This is a genomic window from Lentzea sp., from assembly GCF_035525475.1.
GTDB lineage: Bacteria > Actinomycetota > Actinomycetes > Mycobacteriales > Pseudonocardiaceae > Lentzea.
This window is the reverse complement of record NZ_DATLEC010000082.1, coordinates 19,287-36,116: the sequence shown is the minus strand read 5'-3', so window position 1 is coordinate 36,116 and position 16,830 is coordinate 19,287. Positions and strand designations below refer to the sequence as shown.

Sequence of the window (16,830 nt, the reverse complement as noted above, 5' to 3'; positions counted from 1 at the left end):
GGGTCTCCCTCTCACTTCCAAGGATGCACTACGCAGATGTGTCATTGGGGCACGAACATTGCGCCAGCCGGGTGAAGTAGCGCACGTGCCGCAACAAATTTCGCTTCGAGTCAGCTCGGCTTCACGGCGAGTGACCGTTTGGTTTCGTTCGCGCGCACCGGAAGTCGCAAAGCGCCGCGGATGAGCTTCGACTTCCTGCGCGAGACGGGTCCGTCCGGCGCGAGGTCCGGGAACCGCTTGAACAGTTCGTGCAGGGCGATCGCGCCCTCGATGCGGCTCAGCCCCGCGCCGATGCAGTAGTGGATTCCCGCGCTGAACGCGAGGTGCTCGCGCGCGTTGGACCGCGTCGGGTCGAACTTCAGCGGGTCGGAGAACACCCGCGGATCCCTGTTCGCCGCGGCGAGCATGAGCATGACCGGCATTCCTTTGGGGAGGGTCACGCCGGCGAGTTCGAGACGTTCCTTCGGCCAGCGGATCGTGTACTGCACGGGCGGATCGAGCCTGAGCACCTCCTCCACGAACCCCTCGGCGTACTCGGGACTCTGCGCGAGCGGCGCCACGGTGTGCGGGTTCTCGAACGCCTTCAGCACGCCGTTGCTGATGAGGTTGACCGTCGTCTCGAACCCGGCGAACAGCAACAAACCGGTCGTGGCAACGAGATCCTCGCGACTGAGGTCGTCGTGCTGCGTCACGAGGTGGCTGACGATGTCGTCCTGCGGGTCGCGACGCCGTTCGTCCATCAGCACGTCGATGAAGTCGTTGTACTCGACGATCGTGGCGTGCAGGTTCTTGAGCTGCCTGTGCGACCAGACGCCGTCGAGCGTCTCGGCCAGGGCGCTGCCCCACCGCGCGAACGTGTCCCTGTGACCGTCCGGGACGCCCAGCAGGTCCGCGATGACCTGGATGGGCACCTGCGAGGCGAACTCGGTGACGACGTCGAACCGGCCGCCAAGGCGGTCGAGGTGGTCGCTCACGATCTTCTGGATGGATGCCGTGCGGTCCTTGAGCGCCCGTGGCGTGAAGAACGGCTGCACGAGCTTGCGCAGCCGCGTGTGGTCCGGCGGGTTCTTCATGAGGAACGAGTCCTGCACCGGGTTGACGATCTTCTCGCCGTCCTTGACCAGCGTGATCGACACCATCGACGCCTCGTCGAACGTGGCGGTGATGAACCTGTTGTCCCGCAGCACCGAGTCGCAGATCGCACGGCTCGGCGTGACGTACGCGCCCATGCGGCTGCGGACCATGTCGCCCTTGGCGCGCACCTTCTCGCACAGGGGATACGGGTCGCGGTCGGGCGGCGAGGCCATGACACCCGCGTACGGGTCACCGAGCAGCGCGTAGCCGCGGACGAGAGTGCGCAGCGCGAAGAACTGGACGGCGGTCTTCATGCCTACACAGTGGAGTCCGCGCCGCGAACGTTCAAGAGCTCCTGCGGTGACGGCGCACGGTTTCCTCGACCAGGTCGAGCACCGGCTCCATGTCGTCCGCCGGCAGCCCCATCGCGAGGTGCGAGACGAGACCTTCGAGAACCAGTTCGAGGAAGCTGGTCAGCACCGTGACGTCGACGTCGTCCCGCAGGTTGCCGGCCTCCCGCTGCCGGATGAGCCGCTGCCGGGTGGCCGCTGTGAGCTGTTCGCTGCGCTCGGCCCACCGCGCCCGGAAGTCGGGATCCGTGCGAAGCCTGCGCGAGACCTCCAGCCGAGTGCCGAGCCAGTCCGCCGCGTGCTCCTCGGTGCGCTTCTCCGGCTCGTCGAGCAGGTCGCGCATCACCTGGACGAGACCCTGCTCGGCCACCACGTCGGCCATCCGCAACGCGTCGTCCTCGGCCAGCGCGAGGAAGAGCGACTCCTTGTCGCGGAAGTGGTGGAAGATCGCACCGCGGGACAGTCCCGTCGCCTCCTCGAGACGGCGTACTGTGGCGCCTTCGTAGCCGTGTCGCGCGAAACAGGCACGCGCGCCGTCGAGGATCTGACGGCGGCGGGCGTCGAGGTGGTCCTGGCTCACCCTGGGCACCTGTAGATGGTCGCAGGGGAGGAGCGGGAAATCCAATCCGTACGTACGGATTGGACCCTTCGCGGGTGTGATCCTTTCCGGCGGTGCCGAACCGCCGCCCGTTCGAGTGGATCACCGGGCAGGCCTGCGCCGACCGGCGCGATTCCGGCAATACCCTCTCCGCCATGGAGACCCAGGACACCACCACGCTGTCGGCGCTCGCGGAGCGTCTGGGGTGGCGGCGGCGTGCGTCGGCCGGGGTGCACCTCGTCGATCTGCTCGTGGGGCGGACGGTCGTCGACCTCATCGCCGTCCTCGCTGAGAACCGGGACGGGCCACGGGTTCCGGTAAGCGCTTTCCCACAGTCCGAGTGAGGGTTGACCGCGGGCGCGGTGCGGTGGTGTGATCTGAGCGACAGTTAAGAAAGTTTCTAAACCAATAATCCGCCGCCGCTGCGAGTCCTCGGAACCCGTCCTGTGGGAGGCACAACAGTGGCACCGAGCAGAGTCAGGGCGTTGCGCGCGATGGCTGTCGTCTGCGCGATGACCGCAGCGATGTCGGCACCAGCACAAGCGGCGGCAGCAGATCGCGAAGCGGAACAGGCGGCGATCTCCCAAGGCGTCGTCGAGTCGAACCACGCGGGGTTCTCCGGCACCGGGTTCGTCAACTACGACAACGTCGTGGGCTCGTACGTCGAGTACACGGTCAACGCCGACTCCGGTGGGGAGCACGAGCTCGCGTTCCGGTACGCCAACGGGACGACGGCCGACCGGCCCCTGTCGGTGACCGTGGACGGCGCCGACGCGCAGACGGTGCGGTTCCCCGGCACGGGCGCGTGGACGACGTGGCAGACGCGGACCCTGAAAACGACCCTGCACGCCGGCGCCAACCGGATCCGGGCTGCGGCGACCACCGCGAACGGTGGGCCCAACGCCGACAAACTCACCGTCACCCTCACCGGGCCGCCGGACGACGAGCCTCCGACTCCGCCGCGCAATGTGCAGTTTGCAAGTTCTACGCACAACTCCGTGACGCTCAGGTGGGAGGCGGCGGCGGACAACGTCGGCGTCACCGGCTACGACATCTACCAGCACGGCCAGCTCGTCACGAGCGTCGGCACCGTGCTGGAGGGAACCGCGACCGGGCTGCGGGCTGACACCGAGTACGACTGGACCGTGTTCGCGAAGGACCGCGCGGGCAACGTCTCGCAGGCCTCGAACAACGTGCCGGGTCGCACGAAGCCCGCGCCGCCGGACGGTCAGGCGCCCACCGCGCCGGGCGACCTCCGGGCGACGGCGGCCACTACCACCAGCGTGTCGCTCGCCTGGACCGGTTCCACCGACAACGTCGCGGTGACCGGGTACGAGATCCACTTCGACGGCGCGCTGAAGCAGACCGCGGACGGCTCGGCCACGTCCGCCGCGGTCGCCGGACTGACCAGCGGACAGACCTACCAGGCGAAGGTCAGGGCGAAGGACGCGGCGGGCAACCTGTCGCCGTTCTCGAACGAGATCAGCGTGAGGCCCGGCGCGGGCGGTGGCGCGGGTGTGCCGAACCCCGGCTCGGTCACGCAGATCGCGGCCGGTGTCGACGTGGCGTGGGGGCTCGCGTTCCTGCCCGACGGGTCGGCGTTGGTGACCGAGCGCGAGACGTTCACCGTCCTGCGCATCACCGAGGGCGGCACCAGAACCGTCATCGGCGAGGTGCCGGGCGCGATGGGCACCAACGGTGAGGGCGGCGCGCTCGGCATCGAGGTCTCGCCGAACTTCGCCACGGACCGGTTCGTCTACCTCTACCACACCTACAGCGGCGGGAACCGGCTGGTCAGGGCGCAGTTCGACGGGTCGCGGCTGACCGGCTGGACCACGTTGCTCGACGGTGTGCCGAAGAACCGCTACCACAACGGCGGACGCCTGCGGTTCAGCCCGGACGGCCGGTACCTGTTCATCTCGACCGGTGACGCGCAGAACGGCAACAACGCGCAGAACCTCAACACCAACGCCGGCAAGATCCTGCGCGTCAACCCCGACGGCTCCGTTCCCGCCGACAACCCGTTCCCCGGCAGGGCGATCTGGAGCTACGGGCACCGCAACGTCCAGGGCCTCGACTTCGACTCGCGGGGGCGGCTGTGGGCGTCGGAGTTCGGCAACTCGCGGCAGGACGAGGTCAACCTGATCACCAAGGGCGGCAACCACGGCTGGGAGCCGTGCGAGGGCACCATCGGCACCTGCGCCGGGACCGTCACGCCGAAGAAGACGTGGCCGACCTCGCAGGCGTCGCCGTCCGGTCTGACGATCATCAACGACCACGTGTTCGTCGCGACGACCGTCGGCCAGCGGATCTACCGGATGCGCATCGACGCGAACGGCGAGCTCGTCGACCAGCAGATCTACTTCCAGGGCACCTACAACCGCCTGCGCACGGTCGAGGTGGACCGGGAGGGCGACATCTGGCTCACGACCACGACCGACAAGGACGGGTCGGCCGGCAACGACCGCGTCCTGCGCATCGACATCGTGTACGAGGGCGGAAACCGCGCAAACGTCGCCAGCTGACGTGAAGTGGTGTGCCTGCGCGTACGTGTGTGTGCAGGCACACCACCGGTTTCGTAAGGATTTGAGAGCTGCGAGCGTCAGATCCCGCGTGTAGCGTCGAGTTGGCCAGACGATCACGGGGAGTGTGGCGGCGTGACAGCGTTGCATGACAATCGTGCGCCGGTGAGGTTCGCCGACCGCACGGAAGCCGAGGCGTACGTCGCCTCAGTCTGTTTCAAGCACGGGCCTCCGAGGCTCTTCGGCGTGGAGCTGGAATGGACAGTCCACCACGCGGAAGACCCCGCCCAGGTCCTCGATCGACATCGGCTCGCCGCCGCGCTCGGCGACCACGCACCACCGACTCTCGTTCCGGACAGCCCCCAGAGGCCGCTTCCCAGCGGCACCCCGCTGACCGTCGAACCAGGCGGGCAGGTCGAGATCTCCACTCCTCCCTGCACCAGCCTCCCCGACCTCTTCCAGACGGTCGCCCAGGACGTCTCCCACCTCACCGCGATGCTCGCGGACCACGGCCTCGCGCTCGGCGACAAGGGTGCTGACCAGCACCGGAGTCCCACGCGCATGCTGCGGGTGCCGCGGTACGCCGCGATGGAGCACGCGTTCGGCGAACTGGGCGCCGACGGCATCTCGATGATGTGCAACACCGCCGGGCTGCAGGTCTGCCTCGACTTCGGCGAGGAGAAGCACCTGCGGGACCGCTGGGCCGCCGTGCACCAGCTGGGGCCGGTGCTCAACGCGTTGTTCGCGAACTCGCCGAGCACCGGCGGCATGCACGCCGGCTGGGCGTCGGCGCGCATGCGGACCCTTTACGGCACGGATCCCGTGCGCACCAGACCGAGTGCCGTGTGCGCCGATCCTGCCGCCGCCTACGCGAGAAGGGTCGTCGACACCCCGGTCATCGCCGTCCGCGGTCCCGGTCCGAGCTGGATCCCGCCGCGCAGGCTGACGTTCGCCGACTGGGTCGACGGGGCGCTCGACCGCAGCCCCACCAGCGACGACCTCGACTACCACCTGAGCCTGATGTTCCCGCCGGTGCGACCGCGCGGGTACATCGAGATCAGGTACCTGGACACGCCCGCCCCGGGCGGGTGGGTCGCGCCGAGTGCGCTGCTCGTCGCGCTGTTCAGCGATCCGTCCGTCGTGGACGGTGTGCTGGCGGCGACGGAACGGGCCGCCGGGCGGTGGCTCGTCGCCGCGCGGTACGGGATGGCGGACGAACGCATCGCCAGGGCGGCGAAGGACGTCGTCGCCCTCGGCATCGAGGCGTTGCACCGCACCGGTCTCTCCGAAGACCAGATCGGCACCATCAGCCGGGAGCTTGAGGGGAAGCTGTGACTCGCCAGAAAGACGGAGACGACCTCCGCGAGCAGGTGGCGGAGGAACTGTTGCGCTCGCGCGCGCGTTCCACCGCCCTGACAGACGCCGTCGACGAGCACGACCTCGTCCGGCAGCACTCGAAGCTGATGTCGCCACTGGTCTGGGACCTGGCGCACATCGGCAACCAGGAAGAGCTGTGGCTCGTGCGCGACGTCGGCGGCCGCGAACCGGTCCGCAGCGACATCGACGAGTACTACGACGCGTTCAAGTTCGCGAGGAGCGTGCGGCCGGAGCTGCCGCTGCTCAACCCCCGCGAAGCCCGCCAGTACGTCAGCGACGTGCGGGGCAAGGTCTTCGACGTGCTGGAGAAGGTGCCGTTGCAGGGCCGCCGGCTCGTCGAGAACGGCTTCGCGTTCGGCATGATCGTGCAGCACGAGCAGCAGCACGACGAGACGATGCTCGCCACGCACCAGCTGCGCACCGGCGAACCCGTCCTGCACGCACCGGCGCCGCCGCGGGGAAGCCTGGTTCCGGCGACGGAGGTGTTCATCCCGGGCGGGCCGTTCGAGATGGGCACCTCGGACGAACCGTGGGCGTTGGACAACGAGCGCCCCGCGCACGCCGTCCACGTCGACTCGTTCCACATCGACACCACGCCGGTCACGAACGGCGAGTACGCCCAGTTCATCCTGGCCGGCGGGTACGACGACCGTCGTCTGTGGACGGACGAGGGCTGGGAGCACCGGACGGCGGCGAAGCTCGTGGCGCCGAGGTTCTGGCAGCGCGAGGAGAACTCGTTCGTGCGCACGGCGTTCGGCGTGACCGAGCCGATCGTGGCGGACGAACCCGTTGTGCACGTGTGCTTCCACGAGGCCCAGGCGTACGCGAGGTGGGCGAAGAAGCGCCTGCCCACCGAGGCCGAGTGGGAGAAGGCGGCCCGGTTCGACACGGCGACCGGCAAGACCCGCCGCTACCCGTGGGGCGACGAGGAACCGGCCGGGCAGCACGCGAACCTCGGCCAGCGCCACCTGCGCCCGGCCCCGGTCGGCGCCTACCCGGAGGGGGCGTCGCCCGCCGGGGTGCACCAGCTGATCGGCGACGTCTGGGAGTGGACCTCCAGCGACTTCGGGCCCTACCCGGGCTTCGAGGTCTTCCCTTACGAGGAGTACTCGGAGGTCTTCTTCGGGCCGGACTACAAGGTGCTGCGCGGAGGTTCGTTCGGCACCGACAAGTCCGCTGTCCGGTCGACGTTCCGCAACTGGGACTACCCGATCAGGAGGCAGATCTTCGCCGGCTTCCGCTGCGCCAGGGACGCCTGAGCGGTGTGCCGCCATCTGGCGTACCTGGGCCCCGCCATGCCTTTGGCAGGGCCGCTGTACGACGCACCGCACTCGCTGGAGCACCAGTCGTACGCGCCGAGGGACATGCGGGCGGGGGGAACGGTCAACGTCGACGGCTACGGCGTCGGCTGGTTCCCCGGCCCGGTGCGGTACCGGCGCGCGGGGACGTTGTGGAGCGACGCGACCCTGCGTCAGCTGGCGTCCACCGAGTCGACGGCGTTCCTGGCGGCGGTCAGATCAGCGACGGTCGGGATGCCGGTGGTGGACGCGGCCTGCGCGCCGTTCACCGACGGCACCTGGCTCTTCAGCCACAACGGGCGGATCGACGGCTGGCCGCACACCGCGGCGGGCCTGGCCAAGACGCTCGACGTGACGGACCTGCTGACGATGGACGCGCCCACCGACTCCGCGTTGCTGTGGGCGGTCCTGCGGCGTCGCCTGGAGACCGGGGCCGAACCGGGCCGGGTGCTCGCCGATCTCGTGCGGGAGGTGGCGGACGCGGCTCCGAAGTCTCGCCTGAACCTCCTGCTGACCAACGGAAAAGCACTCGTGGGGACGACGTGGACACACGCCCTGTGGGTGCTGCAGAAGGGGGAGGGCGTGACCATCGCGTCCGAACCGCTCGACGACGACCCGGACTGGCGGGAGATCCCCGACCGGCACGTGGTCACCGCCGTTCCATCCACTGTGGAGGTTCGACCGATATGACCGAGCCGGTGCTGGACGTTCATCTCACACCCGAGGACGCCGCACACGCGCTTCGTGCCGACGTGCGTGCCGGACTGACCGCGGACCCGAAGTGGGTCTCGCCGAAGTGGTTCTACGACGCGGTGGGCAGCGCGTTGTTCGAGGACATCACCCGGCTGCCCGAGTACTACCCGACCCGCGCCGAACGCGAGGTCCTCGCCGACCGCGCGGCCGAGATCGCCTCGACGACCGGCGCGCACTCGCTGGTGGAGCTGGGTTCGGGATCGTCGGAGAAGACTCGGCTGCTGCTGAGCGCGTTGCGCGAGCACGGCACGTTGCAGGAGTTCGTGCCGCAGGACGTCTCGGTGTCGGCGCTGACCGAGGCCGCGCACGCGATCATGGCGGACTACCCCGGCCTGCGGGTGCACGGCGTGGTCGGTGACTTCACGCAGCACCTGTCGTTGCTGCCGGGGGAGTCACCGCGCCTGGTGGCGTTCCTGGGCGGCACGATCGGCAACCTCATCCCGGAGGAGCGGGAGAAGTTCCTGCGCACCGTCCGCGACGTCCTGGAGCCGGGGGAGTGGCTGCTGCTCGGCACCGACCTCGTGAAGGATCCGGAGACACTGGTGCGCGCGTACGACGACGCGCAGGGCGTGACGGCGGAGTTCAACCGCAACGTGCTGAACGTGCTCAACCGCGAGGTCGGTGGCGACTTCGACGTCGAGGCGTTCGAGCACGTGGCGTTGTGGAACGCCGAGCGGGAGTGGATCGAGATGCGCCTGCGGGCGACGAGGACCGTGCGGGTGACGCTCGCGGAGCTCGGGCTGACCGTCGACTTCGGCGAGGGCGAGGAGCTGCGCACCGAGGTGTCGGCCAAGTTCCGCGAGGAAGGCGTGAAGCGGGAGCTGGAGGAGGGCGGGTTCTCGTTGCACCGCTGGTGGACCGACAGCGAGGGACGGTTCGCCGTTTCGTTGGCCCAAGCGGTGTAATCGGGCGAACACCCTCCGATAGGCGGGTACTGGCAGCCCACCGTCAGTGGTGGGCTGCTCCGATGACACCTGCAACTGCGCGTGCCGTCCGCGTGGCGCTGGTAAGCGCTCTCGCGGTCGGCACGATCGTCTCCGGGCCGGGCACCGCCTCCGCCCAGCCCGAAGCCACCACCGCCGTCAGACCCGCCGCCTGGGCACCGTGCGCGGAGGACGTGCTCGCCGAGATCCCCGCCGCCGAGCGCACCCGCGTGAGCTGCGCCGTTCAGACCGTGCCCGTCGACCACTCGCGGCCGCGCGGGGACAAGACCGGCGTGATCATGATGAAGCGCCCCGCGAGCGACCCGGCCAAGAAGATCGGCTCGCTGTTCATCAACCCCGGTGGTCCCGGTGGCGCCGGCCTGATCTACAGCGCCTACGGCGGAAGCTTCTTCACCCCGGAGATCCTCGAGAAGTTCGACCTCATCGGCTTCGACCCGCGCGGTGTCGGCCGCAGCGCCCCGTTGCGCTGCTTCCGCACGCAGGAGGAGGCCGAGTCGGTCAACGAGGGCTGGTTCGCGCTGCCGATCACGAAGGACGAGATCGCGAGCTCGATCCGCCAGTCCAAGGTCTACACCGACTACTGCGGCATCAACGCCGGACCGCTGCTCAACCACATGTCGACCGAGGCCGTCGCGCGCGACCTCGACGTGATGCGCGAGGCCGTCGGGGACCGTCAGCTGACCTACGTCGGTTTCTCGTACGGCACGCTGCTCGGCGCGACCTACGCGAACATCTTCCCGTCCAAGTCGCGTGCTCTGGTGCTGGACGGCAACGTCGACCCGCAGCTGCGCCTGACCAACGGCGCGCAGTACGACCGCGAGCGCGCCCGTGGCTTCGAGATCGCCCTCGACGCGATGCTTCGTCGCTGTGACAGCGTGGGTGTCGAGAAGTGTGCGTTCGCCGGTGGCGCACGCAAGAAGTTCGACGCCATCCGCGAGAACCTGCGCAAGGGCCCGACCACGTTGCCCGGTGGCGCCCAGGTGACGCTGACCGACGTCGTCGGCCGCACGTCGAGCAACCTGTACAGCCCGTCGACGTTCAAGGCGCTGACGGCGTGGCTGCAGTCCATCCACCTCGCACAGAACCCGTCAGCCGCGTCGCTCGGCGTTCAGTCCGTTGTGGACGTTCCGATGCTGAACAACCTCGGTGGACGCGCCGACGTGCGTGCGCTGCCGGACACCCCGTACACGGCCGACGACTCGTACTACGCCGTGAACTGCACCGACAAGCCGTTCGCGCGCACGAACCGCAACTGGGCGAGCACGGCGGCGAAGTGGGAGAAGGAGTCGCCGACGTTCGGCCGCTACCAGGCCGCGTCCGACCTGCTCACCTGCCCGACGTGGCCGACCCGCAACCCGGACCGCTGGATCGGCCCGTGGAACCGCCACACCAAGAACCCGGTCGTCGTGGTGGGCAACTACTACGACCCGGCGACGCAGTACCTGTTCGCGCAGCGCATGGCCAAGCAGCTCGGCAACGCGCGGCTCATCAGCGTGGACGCGTTCGGTCACTGCATCCTCGGCGACTCGGCCGGCGCCGACGCGGCGGTGACGAGGTACCTCGTCGACCTGACCGCACCCGTCAACGGCACGGTCTACCAGCCGAACACGCAGCCGTTCTAGTCCGCAGGAGCCGGGGGCGGTTCTGTGGCCGCCCCCGGAACCCTCCGAACGACGGGTACAAACGACCCACGCAGGGTGGTGAGGTGCACGCGTGACGTCATCCTCTGCACCTGTGCGTGTCTTGCTCGCGGGTGTTCTCGCGCTCGGCACCGTTGTTTCCGGCCTGGGCGGCGCGTCCGCCCAGGCCGAGGCCTCCACGGCCAGACCCGCTGCCTGGGGGCAGTGCGCGGCAGACGTTCTCGCCGCGCTTCCCGCCGCGGTGACGCCCGAGGAGCGGGCGCGCCTGACCTGTGCCGTCCAGGAGGTGCCCGTCGACCACTCGCGCCCGCGCGGCGAGAAGACCGGCATCGCGATGATGAAGCGGCCGGCGAACGACCCGTCCCGCAAGATCGGCTCGATCTTCCTCAACCCCGGTGGCCCCGGCGGCTCCGGCCTGATCCGCGGCGCCGTCGCGAAGAACTACTTCCCGCCCTCGGTGCTGGACCGGTTCGACGTCATCGGCTTCGACCCGCGCGGCGTGGCCCGCAGCGCGCCGTTGCGCTGCTTCCGCACGCAGGAGGAGTCGGACGCGGTCAACGCGGGCTGGTCCGCGCTGCCGATCACCCAGGAGGAGATCGGCACCACGATCCGCTCCGCCAAGGCCTACACCGACTACTGCAAGATCAACGCCGGTCCGCTGCTGAACTTCATGTCGACCGAGGCCGTCGCACGCGACCTCGACGTCATGCGCGAGTCGGTGGGCGACGAGCAGCTCAACTTCGTCGGCTTCTCGTACGGCACGCTGATCGGCTCGACGTACGTGAACATCTTCCCGTCCAAGTCGCGGGCGATCGTGATCGACGGCAACGTCGACCCGCAGCTCCGCCTGACCAACGGTCCCGAGTACGACCGGCAGCGCGCGCAGGGCTTCGAGATCGCTTTGGACGCGATGCTTCGTCGCTGTGACAGCGCCGGCGTCGAGAAGTGCGCGTTCGCCGGTGACGCGCGGAAGAAGTTCGAGGACATGAAGACGGCCCTGGCACGCGGGCCCGTCACGGTGCCGGGTGGTGCTCAGGTCGCGCTGGCCGACGTGATCGGCCGGGTGGCGGGAGACCTGTACTCGGTGCCGCGGTTCGCCGCCCTGGTGGCGTGGCTGCAGTCGATCCACAACGCGCTGAACCCCGCACCCGCCACGTTCGCCGCGCAGTCCGTTGTGGACCTTCCGGCGCCGCTGAACAACGGCGGTGGCCGCATGGACGTCGACCCGCTGCCGGACACCCCGTACACCGCTGACGACTCGTACTACGCGGTGAACTGCACCGACAAGCCGTTCGCGCGCGCGAACCGCAACTGGGCGAGCACCGCGGCGAAGTGGGAGAAGGAGTCGCCGACGTTCGGCCGCTACCAGGCCACCTCGGACCTGCTGGCGTGCCCGACGTGGCCGACGCGCAACCCGGACCGCTGGATCGGCCCGTGGAACCGCAAGACGCCGAACCCCGTCGTGGTCGTGGGCAACTACTACGACCCGGCGACGCGGCACCTGTTCGCGCAGCGCATGGCCAAGCAGCTCGGCAACGCGCGCCTGATCAGCGTCGACTCGTTCGGCCACTGCATCCTGGGCCGCTCGGCCGCGACCGACGCCGCCGTGGCGCGGTACCTGGTCGACCTCGTCGCGCCCGCCGACGGTGCCGTGTTCCAGCCGAACGTGCAGCCGTTCGCCTAACGGTCGTGGAGCGCACTTCTTCTACAGGAGTGCGCTCCGCACGATCAGCACCACGGCGCTCGCGCCCGCTACGACCAGCATCGGTGTGCGGATCCCCTTGGCGTCGAACCGCTTGCGCAGCGGCGTGGAGAGCAGGAACCCGGCGATCAGGAACGGGATCAGCAGCACCCCGCTCCACAGCTGGTGCGCCGTCACGGTGCCGGTGGCGCCGAGGCCGATGATCGAGGTGATCGACCCGAGCGTGAAGAAGGCCGCCAGCGTCGCCCTGACCTGAGGCCCTGCCTCGTTCTGGTAGACCAGCGCGATCATCGGCCCGCCGATCGACGTGGCCGTGCCGAACGACCCGCTCGCGACCCCGGCCGTGACCAGCGAGGGCGGGGTGGGCCGCGGCCGCCACGAGACCAGCGAGAGCACCACGCAGACGAGGACCACTGCGCCGACGACGACGCCGAAGCTCTTCGGGTCGAGCGAGTGGACGATCCAGATGCCGATGAGCGTGCCCGGCAGCCGCCCGAGCATCGCCCAGCCGACGCCCCGCCAGTCGACGTGACCGAACTCCCTGGCCAGCGACATCATCGCGTGGGCGCTGGCGATCACCAGCACGGGCACCGGGACGAGCGCCGGGTCCAGCAGCGCGAGCAGGGGCACGGCGACGAGGGCCAGGCCGAAGCCGATCAGGCCCTGCAGCAACCCTCCGCACGCGACGACGAATCCCGCGACCGCCAGCAACCCCCACGACATGGTTAGCAAGGCTACAGATTCTGTCGGGGCCCGAGGCTTCGCCCGCCGTTCTCCCGGCGTTCGCCGAGCCTGCCTACGCTCCGCGCCATGACCGCCTCCCGCCGCTCCTTCCTGCTCGGCACCGGTGCGACCGCCGCCGCTGCCGCCCTGGTCACACCCGGTTCCGCAGCCGCGGACAACGTTGTCGGAGGCGGTGGACCGGACCCCGAGGCACGTCGGTTCACGCTCGCGGTGATCCCGGACACGCAGTACATGTTCGACCTCGACCGCGGCGACTCGGCGCCGTTGAAGGCCACCTTGCAGTACCTCGTCGACCACCGGCGTTCCGAGAACATCGTCTTCGTCAGCCATCTCGGCGACCTCGTCGAGAACGCCCTGAAGAGCGAGATCGACGACATCAGCGCGCGTTTCGAGGTGCTCGACCGGCGCCGGATCGGGTACAGCGTGCTCGCGGGCAACCACGACGTGCCGGACTCGCGCCTCGACGACCAGCGCGGGCGGACGCCGTACCTCGACAGGTTCGGGCCGCAGCGCTTCCGGAGCTCCCCGACGTTCCGCGGTGCGAGCGCGGACGGCTACAACTCGTTCCACGTGTTCCGGGCGGCGGGGAAGGACTGGCTGGTCCTGGCGCTGGACTGGCGCATGTCGCCCCAGGGGTTCGAGTGGGCGCGTTCGGTGCTGAAGAAGCATCCGAAGCTGCCGGTCATCCTCACCACGCACGAGCTCGTCCGCGACGGCGGCGACGGTGTCGCGGAGATGTCCGACTACGGCCGCAAGCTGTGGGACGAGCTGATCAGGGACAACGACCAGATCTTCTTGACGTTGAACGGGCACTTCTGGCCGCCGGCCCGTGCGACGATGCGCAACGCCGCCGGCAACGACGTGCACGTGCACATCACGAACTACCAGGACCGCTACTACGGCGGCGGCGCGATGATCCGCCTCTACCACTTCGACCTGGACCGCGGTGTCGTCGACGTGCGGACGCTGTCGCCGTGGCTGCTCGGCAAGAAGGCCCTCAACCCGTTGGAGCGCAAGGAGATCGAGCTGACCGGCCCCGCCGACCGGTTCAGCGTGCCGATCGGCTTCGAGCAGCGGTTCGCGCGGTTCGACCCGCCGGTGCTGCCGGGACCGCGGCCGGTGAGCGACGTGCTGGTGCGCGGCACGGTCGCGTACTGGCGGCTCGGTGAGGGGCTGGAGGACCTGTCGGGCAACGGCAACCACCTCCGGCAGACCGGAACACTCACCGCCGCGGACGACCACCACCGGTTCGCGCCGTCGCACCGGTCGCTGTACTTCGGCAAGGACGGCTACCTGTCCACCGTGGACGCGGCGCCGCTGAACCGCGAGACGTTCGAGCGCGGGTACACGATCGAGGTGTTCCTCAAGCTGCCGAAGGACTTCGACCACCCGTGGTGCGGCCTGCTGACCAAGCTCGCGCCCGGTTCGGCGGCCGGCAAGACCGGGGACGACCCGGGCGAGCCGATCGCCACGCTGAACGTCGCGGGAGGCGGGCAGCTGCAGTGGGCGGTGTTCCCGCGCAACCTGCCGGGCATCTCCACGAACTGGGGCCACGAGATGGACTACGAGACGTGGTGGCACATCGCGGTGGTCAACGACGGTGTGCACACCACGATGTACGTCGACGGATCCCCGTTGCTGCGCAACCCCTCCACGCCCGCGCGCGGCATCTCGACGGCCGGTGACCCGTGGCTCGTCGGTGCCTACGCGTACGACAAGGTCGTCGAGAAGTCGTTGCACGGCTGGGTCGGCGACCTGCGGATCGTGAACCGCGCGTTGGACCGTTCCGAGTTCATGCGGTCGAAGGCAGCCCGAAGCGCGGGAACAGACTGAGGTCGAAGAACGACGAGACGCGGATGATCCGGTCGTTCGCGATCTCCAGCACCTGGAGGTTGAACGGCCGGAACGCGCCGTCGTCGTCGCGCAGGTACAGGCCGTAGGCGGGCTGGCCGTTGGCTTCGACGGCGATCATGCGCGCGCCGTGGGGGACGGCCGGGCACTGGTTCGCGAGGTGCCACGCGACCATCTCCGGCCCGTGGTACCACTGCGGGAACGGCGGCATCTCCCAGACGACGTCCTCGGCGAACATGCCGATGATCGCCGGGATGTCCTTGGCCTCGAACGCCTTCACCCACCGGTCGAGCAGCGCCTTGGCGTCCGCCGGTTCGACCACCTGCTCCTCGGTGAGGCCGCCGACCTGCGCGTGAGCCCGTTGCAGGGCGCTGTTGACCGCCGCGACCGTCATCTCCAGCTCGTCGGCGGTCTCGGCGGCGCTGAGCTTGAGGACGTCGCGCAGGATCAGCACCGCGCGCTGCCTCGGCGGCAGGTGCTGCAGTGCCGCGACGAACGCCAGCCGCGTCGACTCGCGTTCGGTGACGATGACCGCCGGGTCGGTCGGGAACGGCTCCAGCCACGGGACCTCGTGGTCCTCGGTCAGCGGGTCCCTCTCCGTCGCGCTCTGGGTGCCGAGGCCGAACGGCAGCGGCCGCCTGGTGCGGCTGTCGAGCGCGGTGAGGCAGACGTTCGTGGCGATCCGGTACAGCCACGTGCGCATGGACGAACGGCCCTCGAACTTGCCGTACGACTTCCAGGCGCGCAAATACGTCTCCTGCACCAGGTCCTCGGCGTCGTGCAGCGAACCGAGCATCCGGTAGCAGTGCGCGAGCAGCTCCCGCCTGAACGGGTCCGCGGCGGTCTCGAAGTCCACTGTCATCCTCGCACCCCAATCGACTTCCGGAGCCGGCCGATCAGCTTTCCGACGTGGTTCCTGAGCTCTTCCGGCTCGTGCACCTCGAAGTCGAGGTCCAGGTACAGCAGGTAGAACACGATCCGGTCGAGTGCCTCTGCGCCGGTGCGCATCAGGCAGGAGTCGTCGTCGATCGGTTCGAGCGACACCGACATCGGCGACGTGCGCTCCGCGACGGTCTGCAACGGGGCGTGGACCGTCAACACCGCCCGGTAGGTGTAGACGCTCGACGCGACCTGCCTGGACACGAACTCTCCCAGGCTCTCCGCCGGCGGTTCGCGGGGTGTGAAACGCGCGGCGAGCGCCGGCTCGGTGGTGACGCGGTCCACGCGGAACGTTCGCCAGTCCTCTTTGGACACGTCCCACGCGACGAGGTACCACCGCCTGCCGGTGTGCACGAGCCCCTGGGGTTCGACCAGGCGCTTCGCGGGTTCGCCCTGCGTCGGGGCGTAGGTGAACCGGAGCTGCTGGTGGTCGCGGCACGCCGCGGCGATGATCGTGAGCGTCTCCGGGTCGACGGTCGGACCGGCCGCGTTCAGGGGAGTGGTGTGCGCCTGGAGGGCCTGGACGCGCCTGCGCAGCCTGGTCGGCAGGATCCGCTCGAGCTTGGTGAGCGCGCGGACCGACGTCTCCTCGATGCCCGCGACCGTGCCGTTCGCCGCCGTCCTGAGCCCGACCGCGACGGCCACCGCCTCGTCGTCGTCGAGCAGCAACGGCGGCAGCTCCGCGCCGGCGCCGAGCTGGTAGCCGCCGGTCGCGCCGGGCAGCGACGTGACGGGGTAGCCGAGGCTGCGCAGCTTGTCGACGTCGCGGCGGATCGTGCGCACGTCGACGCTGAGCCTGTCCGCGAGCTCCGGGCCCGTCCAGTCGCGCCGCACCTGCAACAGGGACAGCAGCTTCAGCAGCCGTGCGGACGTCTCCAGCATGGGGCGAGTCTAGATTCCATTGCGGACGGCGGCCGGTGATGGTTAGAGTTCGCGGTATGACTGCCGGGTCGGCCTCGTGCCGTGAGCGGAACGGTTGCCCGGCCCTGATTTGATCAGGGCCCCTCCAGCCCCGCGCGTGTTCTTCATCGGGACAAC

Annotated in this window: 14 protein-coding genes; 9 read left to right on the top strand and 5 right to left on the bottom strand. The window is 69.5% G+C overall.

All coding sequences use genetic code 11. The annotated features are described in order from the left end of the window. Positions 1 to 110 precede the first annotated feature (110 nt). Both VM306_RS14740 and VM306_RS14735 read right to left on the bottom strand, forming a co-directional pair. Entirely contained in the window at positions 111 to 1,388 is a 1,278-nt protein-coding gene (locus VM306_RS14740; RefSeq protein ID WP_325515345.1) for a cytochrome P450, read from the bottom strand. Positions 1,389 to 1,419: 31 nt separating this feature from the next. Beyond that, a complete protein-coding gene (locus VM306_RS14735; RefSeq protein ID WP_030470246.1) occupies positions 1,420 to 2,013 on the bottom strand; it encodes a TetR/AcrR family transcriptional regulator in 594 nt (197 codons plus the stop codon). A gap of 83 nt (positions 2,014 to 2,096) precedes the next feature. Here VM306_RS14735 and VM306_RS14730 point away from each other — a divergent pair, with 83 nt between their 5' ends. The 8 genes from VM306_RS14730 to VM306_RS14695 all read left to right on the top strand — a co-directional run bounded on the left by VM306_RS14730 (position 2,097) and on the right by VM306_RS14695 (position 12,240). After that, on the top strand, positions 2,097 to 2,366 hold the full coding sequence (locus VM306_RS14730) for a hypothetical protein (protein ID WP_325515341.1): 270 nt from the start codon (positions 2,097 to 2,099) through the stop codon (positions 2,364 to 2,366). A gap of 117 nt (positions 2,367 to 2,483) precedes the next feature. Next, entirely contained in the window at positions 2,484 to 4,547 is a 2,064-nt protein-coding gene (locus tag VM306_RS14725; RefSeq protein WP_325515339.1) for a PQQ-dependent sugar dehydrogenase, read from the top strand. Positions 4,548 to 4,709: 162 nt separating this feature from the next. Continuing rightward, on the top strand, positions 4,710 to 5,879 hold the full coding sequence (locus tag VM306_RS14720; RefSeq protein WP_325515337.1) for a glutamate-cysteine ligase family protein: 1,170 nt from the start codon (positions 4,710 to 4,712) through the stop codon (positions 5,877 to 5,879). Continuing rightward, positions 5,876 to 7,180, top strand: coding sequence for an ergothioneine biosynthesis protein EgtB (gene egtB, locus VM306_RS14715; RefSeq protein ID WP_325515334.1), 1,305 nt, complete (start codon positions 5,876 to 5,878; stop codon positions 7,178 to 7,180). Before VM306_RS14720 ends, egtB begins: the two co-directional genes overlap by 4 nt. A gap of 3 nt (positions 7,181 to 7,183) precedes the next feature. Then, entirely contained in the window at positions 7,184 to 7,909 is a 726-nt protein-coding gene (gene egtC / locus VM306_RS14710; RefSeq protein WP_325515332.1) for an ergothioneine biosynthesis protein EgtC, read from the top strand. Further along, positions 7,906 to 8,877: an L-histidine N(alpha)-methyltransferase gene (egtD, locus tag VM306_RS14705; protein WP_325515329.1), complete on the top strand. Its 972-nt coding sequence runs from the start codon at positions 7,906 to 7,908 to the stop codon at positions 8,875 to 8,877. The genes egtC and egtD overlap by 4 nt, the downstream gene beginning before the upstream one ends. Positions 8,878 to 8,939: 62 nt before the next feature. Next, the gene (locus tag VM306_RS14700) at positions 8,940 to 10,538 is read left to right on the top strand and encodes an alpha/beta hydrolase (protein ID WP_325515327.1); all 1,599 of its coding nucleotides are present in this window, start codon (positions 8,940 to 8,942) and stop codon (positions 10,536 to 10,538) included. Between the two features lie 112 nt (positions 10,539 to 10,650). Further along, the gene (locus VM306_RS14695) at positions 10,651 to 12,240 is read left to right on the top strand and encodes an alpha/beta hydrolase (protein WP_325515325.1); all 1,590 of its coding nucleotides are present in this window, start codon (positions 10,651 to 10,653) and stop codon (positions 12,238 to 12,240) included. A gap of 21 nt (positions 12,241 to 12,261) precedes the next feature. Here the strand turns inward: VM306_RS14695 and VM306_RS14690 are convergent, their stop codons facing one another. Further along, entirely contained in the window at positions 12,262 to 12,981 is a 720-nt protein-coding gene (locus VM306_RS14690) for a sulfite exporter TauE/SafE family protein (RefSeq protein ID WP_325515323.1), read from the bottom strand. An 87-nt stretch (positions 12,982 to 13,068) separates the two neighbouring features. Between VM306_RS14690 and VM306_RS14685 the strand changes: the two genes are divergently transcribed. Beyond that, the gene (locus tag VM306_RS14685; protein WP_325515319.1) at positions 13,069 to 14,835 is read left to right on the top strand and encodes a LamG-like jellyroll fold domain-containing protein; all 1,767 of its coding nucleotides are present in this window, start codon (positions 13,069 to 13,071) and stop codon (positions 14,833 to 14,835) included. On the opposite strand, the gene VM306_RS14680 is transcribed toward VM306_RS14685, so the two are convergent. Both VM306_RS14680 and VM306_RS14675 read right to left on the bottom strand, forming a co-directional pair. Then, positions 14,795 to 15,715: a sigma-70 family RNA polymerase sigma factor gene (locus VM306_RS14680; protein WP_325515317.1), complete on the bottom strand. Its 921-nt coding sequence runs from the start codon at positions 15,713 to 15,715 to the stop codon at positions 14,795 to 14,797. The genes VM306_RS14685 and VM306_RS14680 overlap by 41 nt on opposite strands. Then, the gene (locus VM306_RS14675; RefSeq protein ID WP_325515315.1) at positions 15,712 to 16,674 is read right to left on the bottom strand and encodes a YafY family protein; all 963 of its coding nucleotides are present in this window, start codon (positions 16,672 to 16,674) and stop codon (positions 15,712 to 15,714) included. The genes VM306_RS14680 and VM306_RS14675 overlap by 4 nt, the downstream gene beginning before the upstream one ends. Positions 16,675 to 16,830: the final 156 nt, after the last annotated feature.

What these genes read in the sequence shown, in the direction of transcription:
- VM306_RS14740 (WP_325515345.1), bottom strand. Translation starts at nt 1,388, where the DNA reads ATGAAGACCGCCGTCCAGTTCTTCGCGCTGCGCACTCTCGTCCGCGGC.
- egtD (WP_325515329.1), top strand. Translation starts at nt 7,906, where the DNA reads ATGACCGAGCCGGTGCTGGACGTTCATCTCACACCCGAGGACGCCGCA.
- VM306_RS14700 (WP_325515327.1), top strand. Translation starts at nt 8,940, where the DNA reads ATGACACCTGCAACTGCGCGTGCCGTCCGCGTGGCGCTGGTAAGCGCT.
- VM306_RS14690 (WP_325515323.1), bottom strand. Translation starts at nt 12,981, where the DNA reads ATGTCGTGGGGGTTGCTGGCGGTCGCGGGATTCGTCGTCGCGTGCGGA.
- VM306_RS14685 (WP_325515319.1), top strand. Translation starts at nt 13,069, where the DNA reads ATGACCGCCTCCCGCCGCTCCTTCCTGCTCGGCACCGGTGCGACCGCC.
- VM306_RS14680 (WP_325515317.1), bottom strand. Translation starts at nt 15,715, where the DNA reads ATGACAGTGGACTTCGAGACCGCCGCGGACCCGTTCAGGCGGGAGCTG.
- VM306_RS14675 (WP_325515315.1), bottom strand. Translation starts at nt 16,674, where the DNA reads ATGCTGGAGACGTCCGCACGGCTGCTGAAGCTGCTGTCCCTGTTGCAG.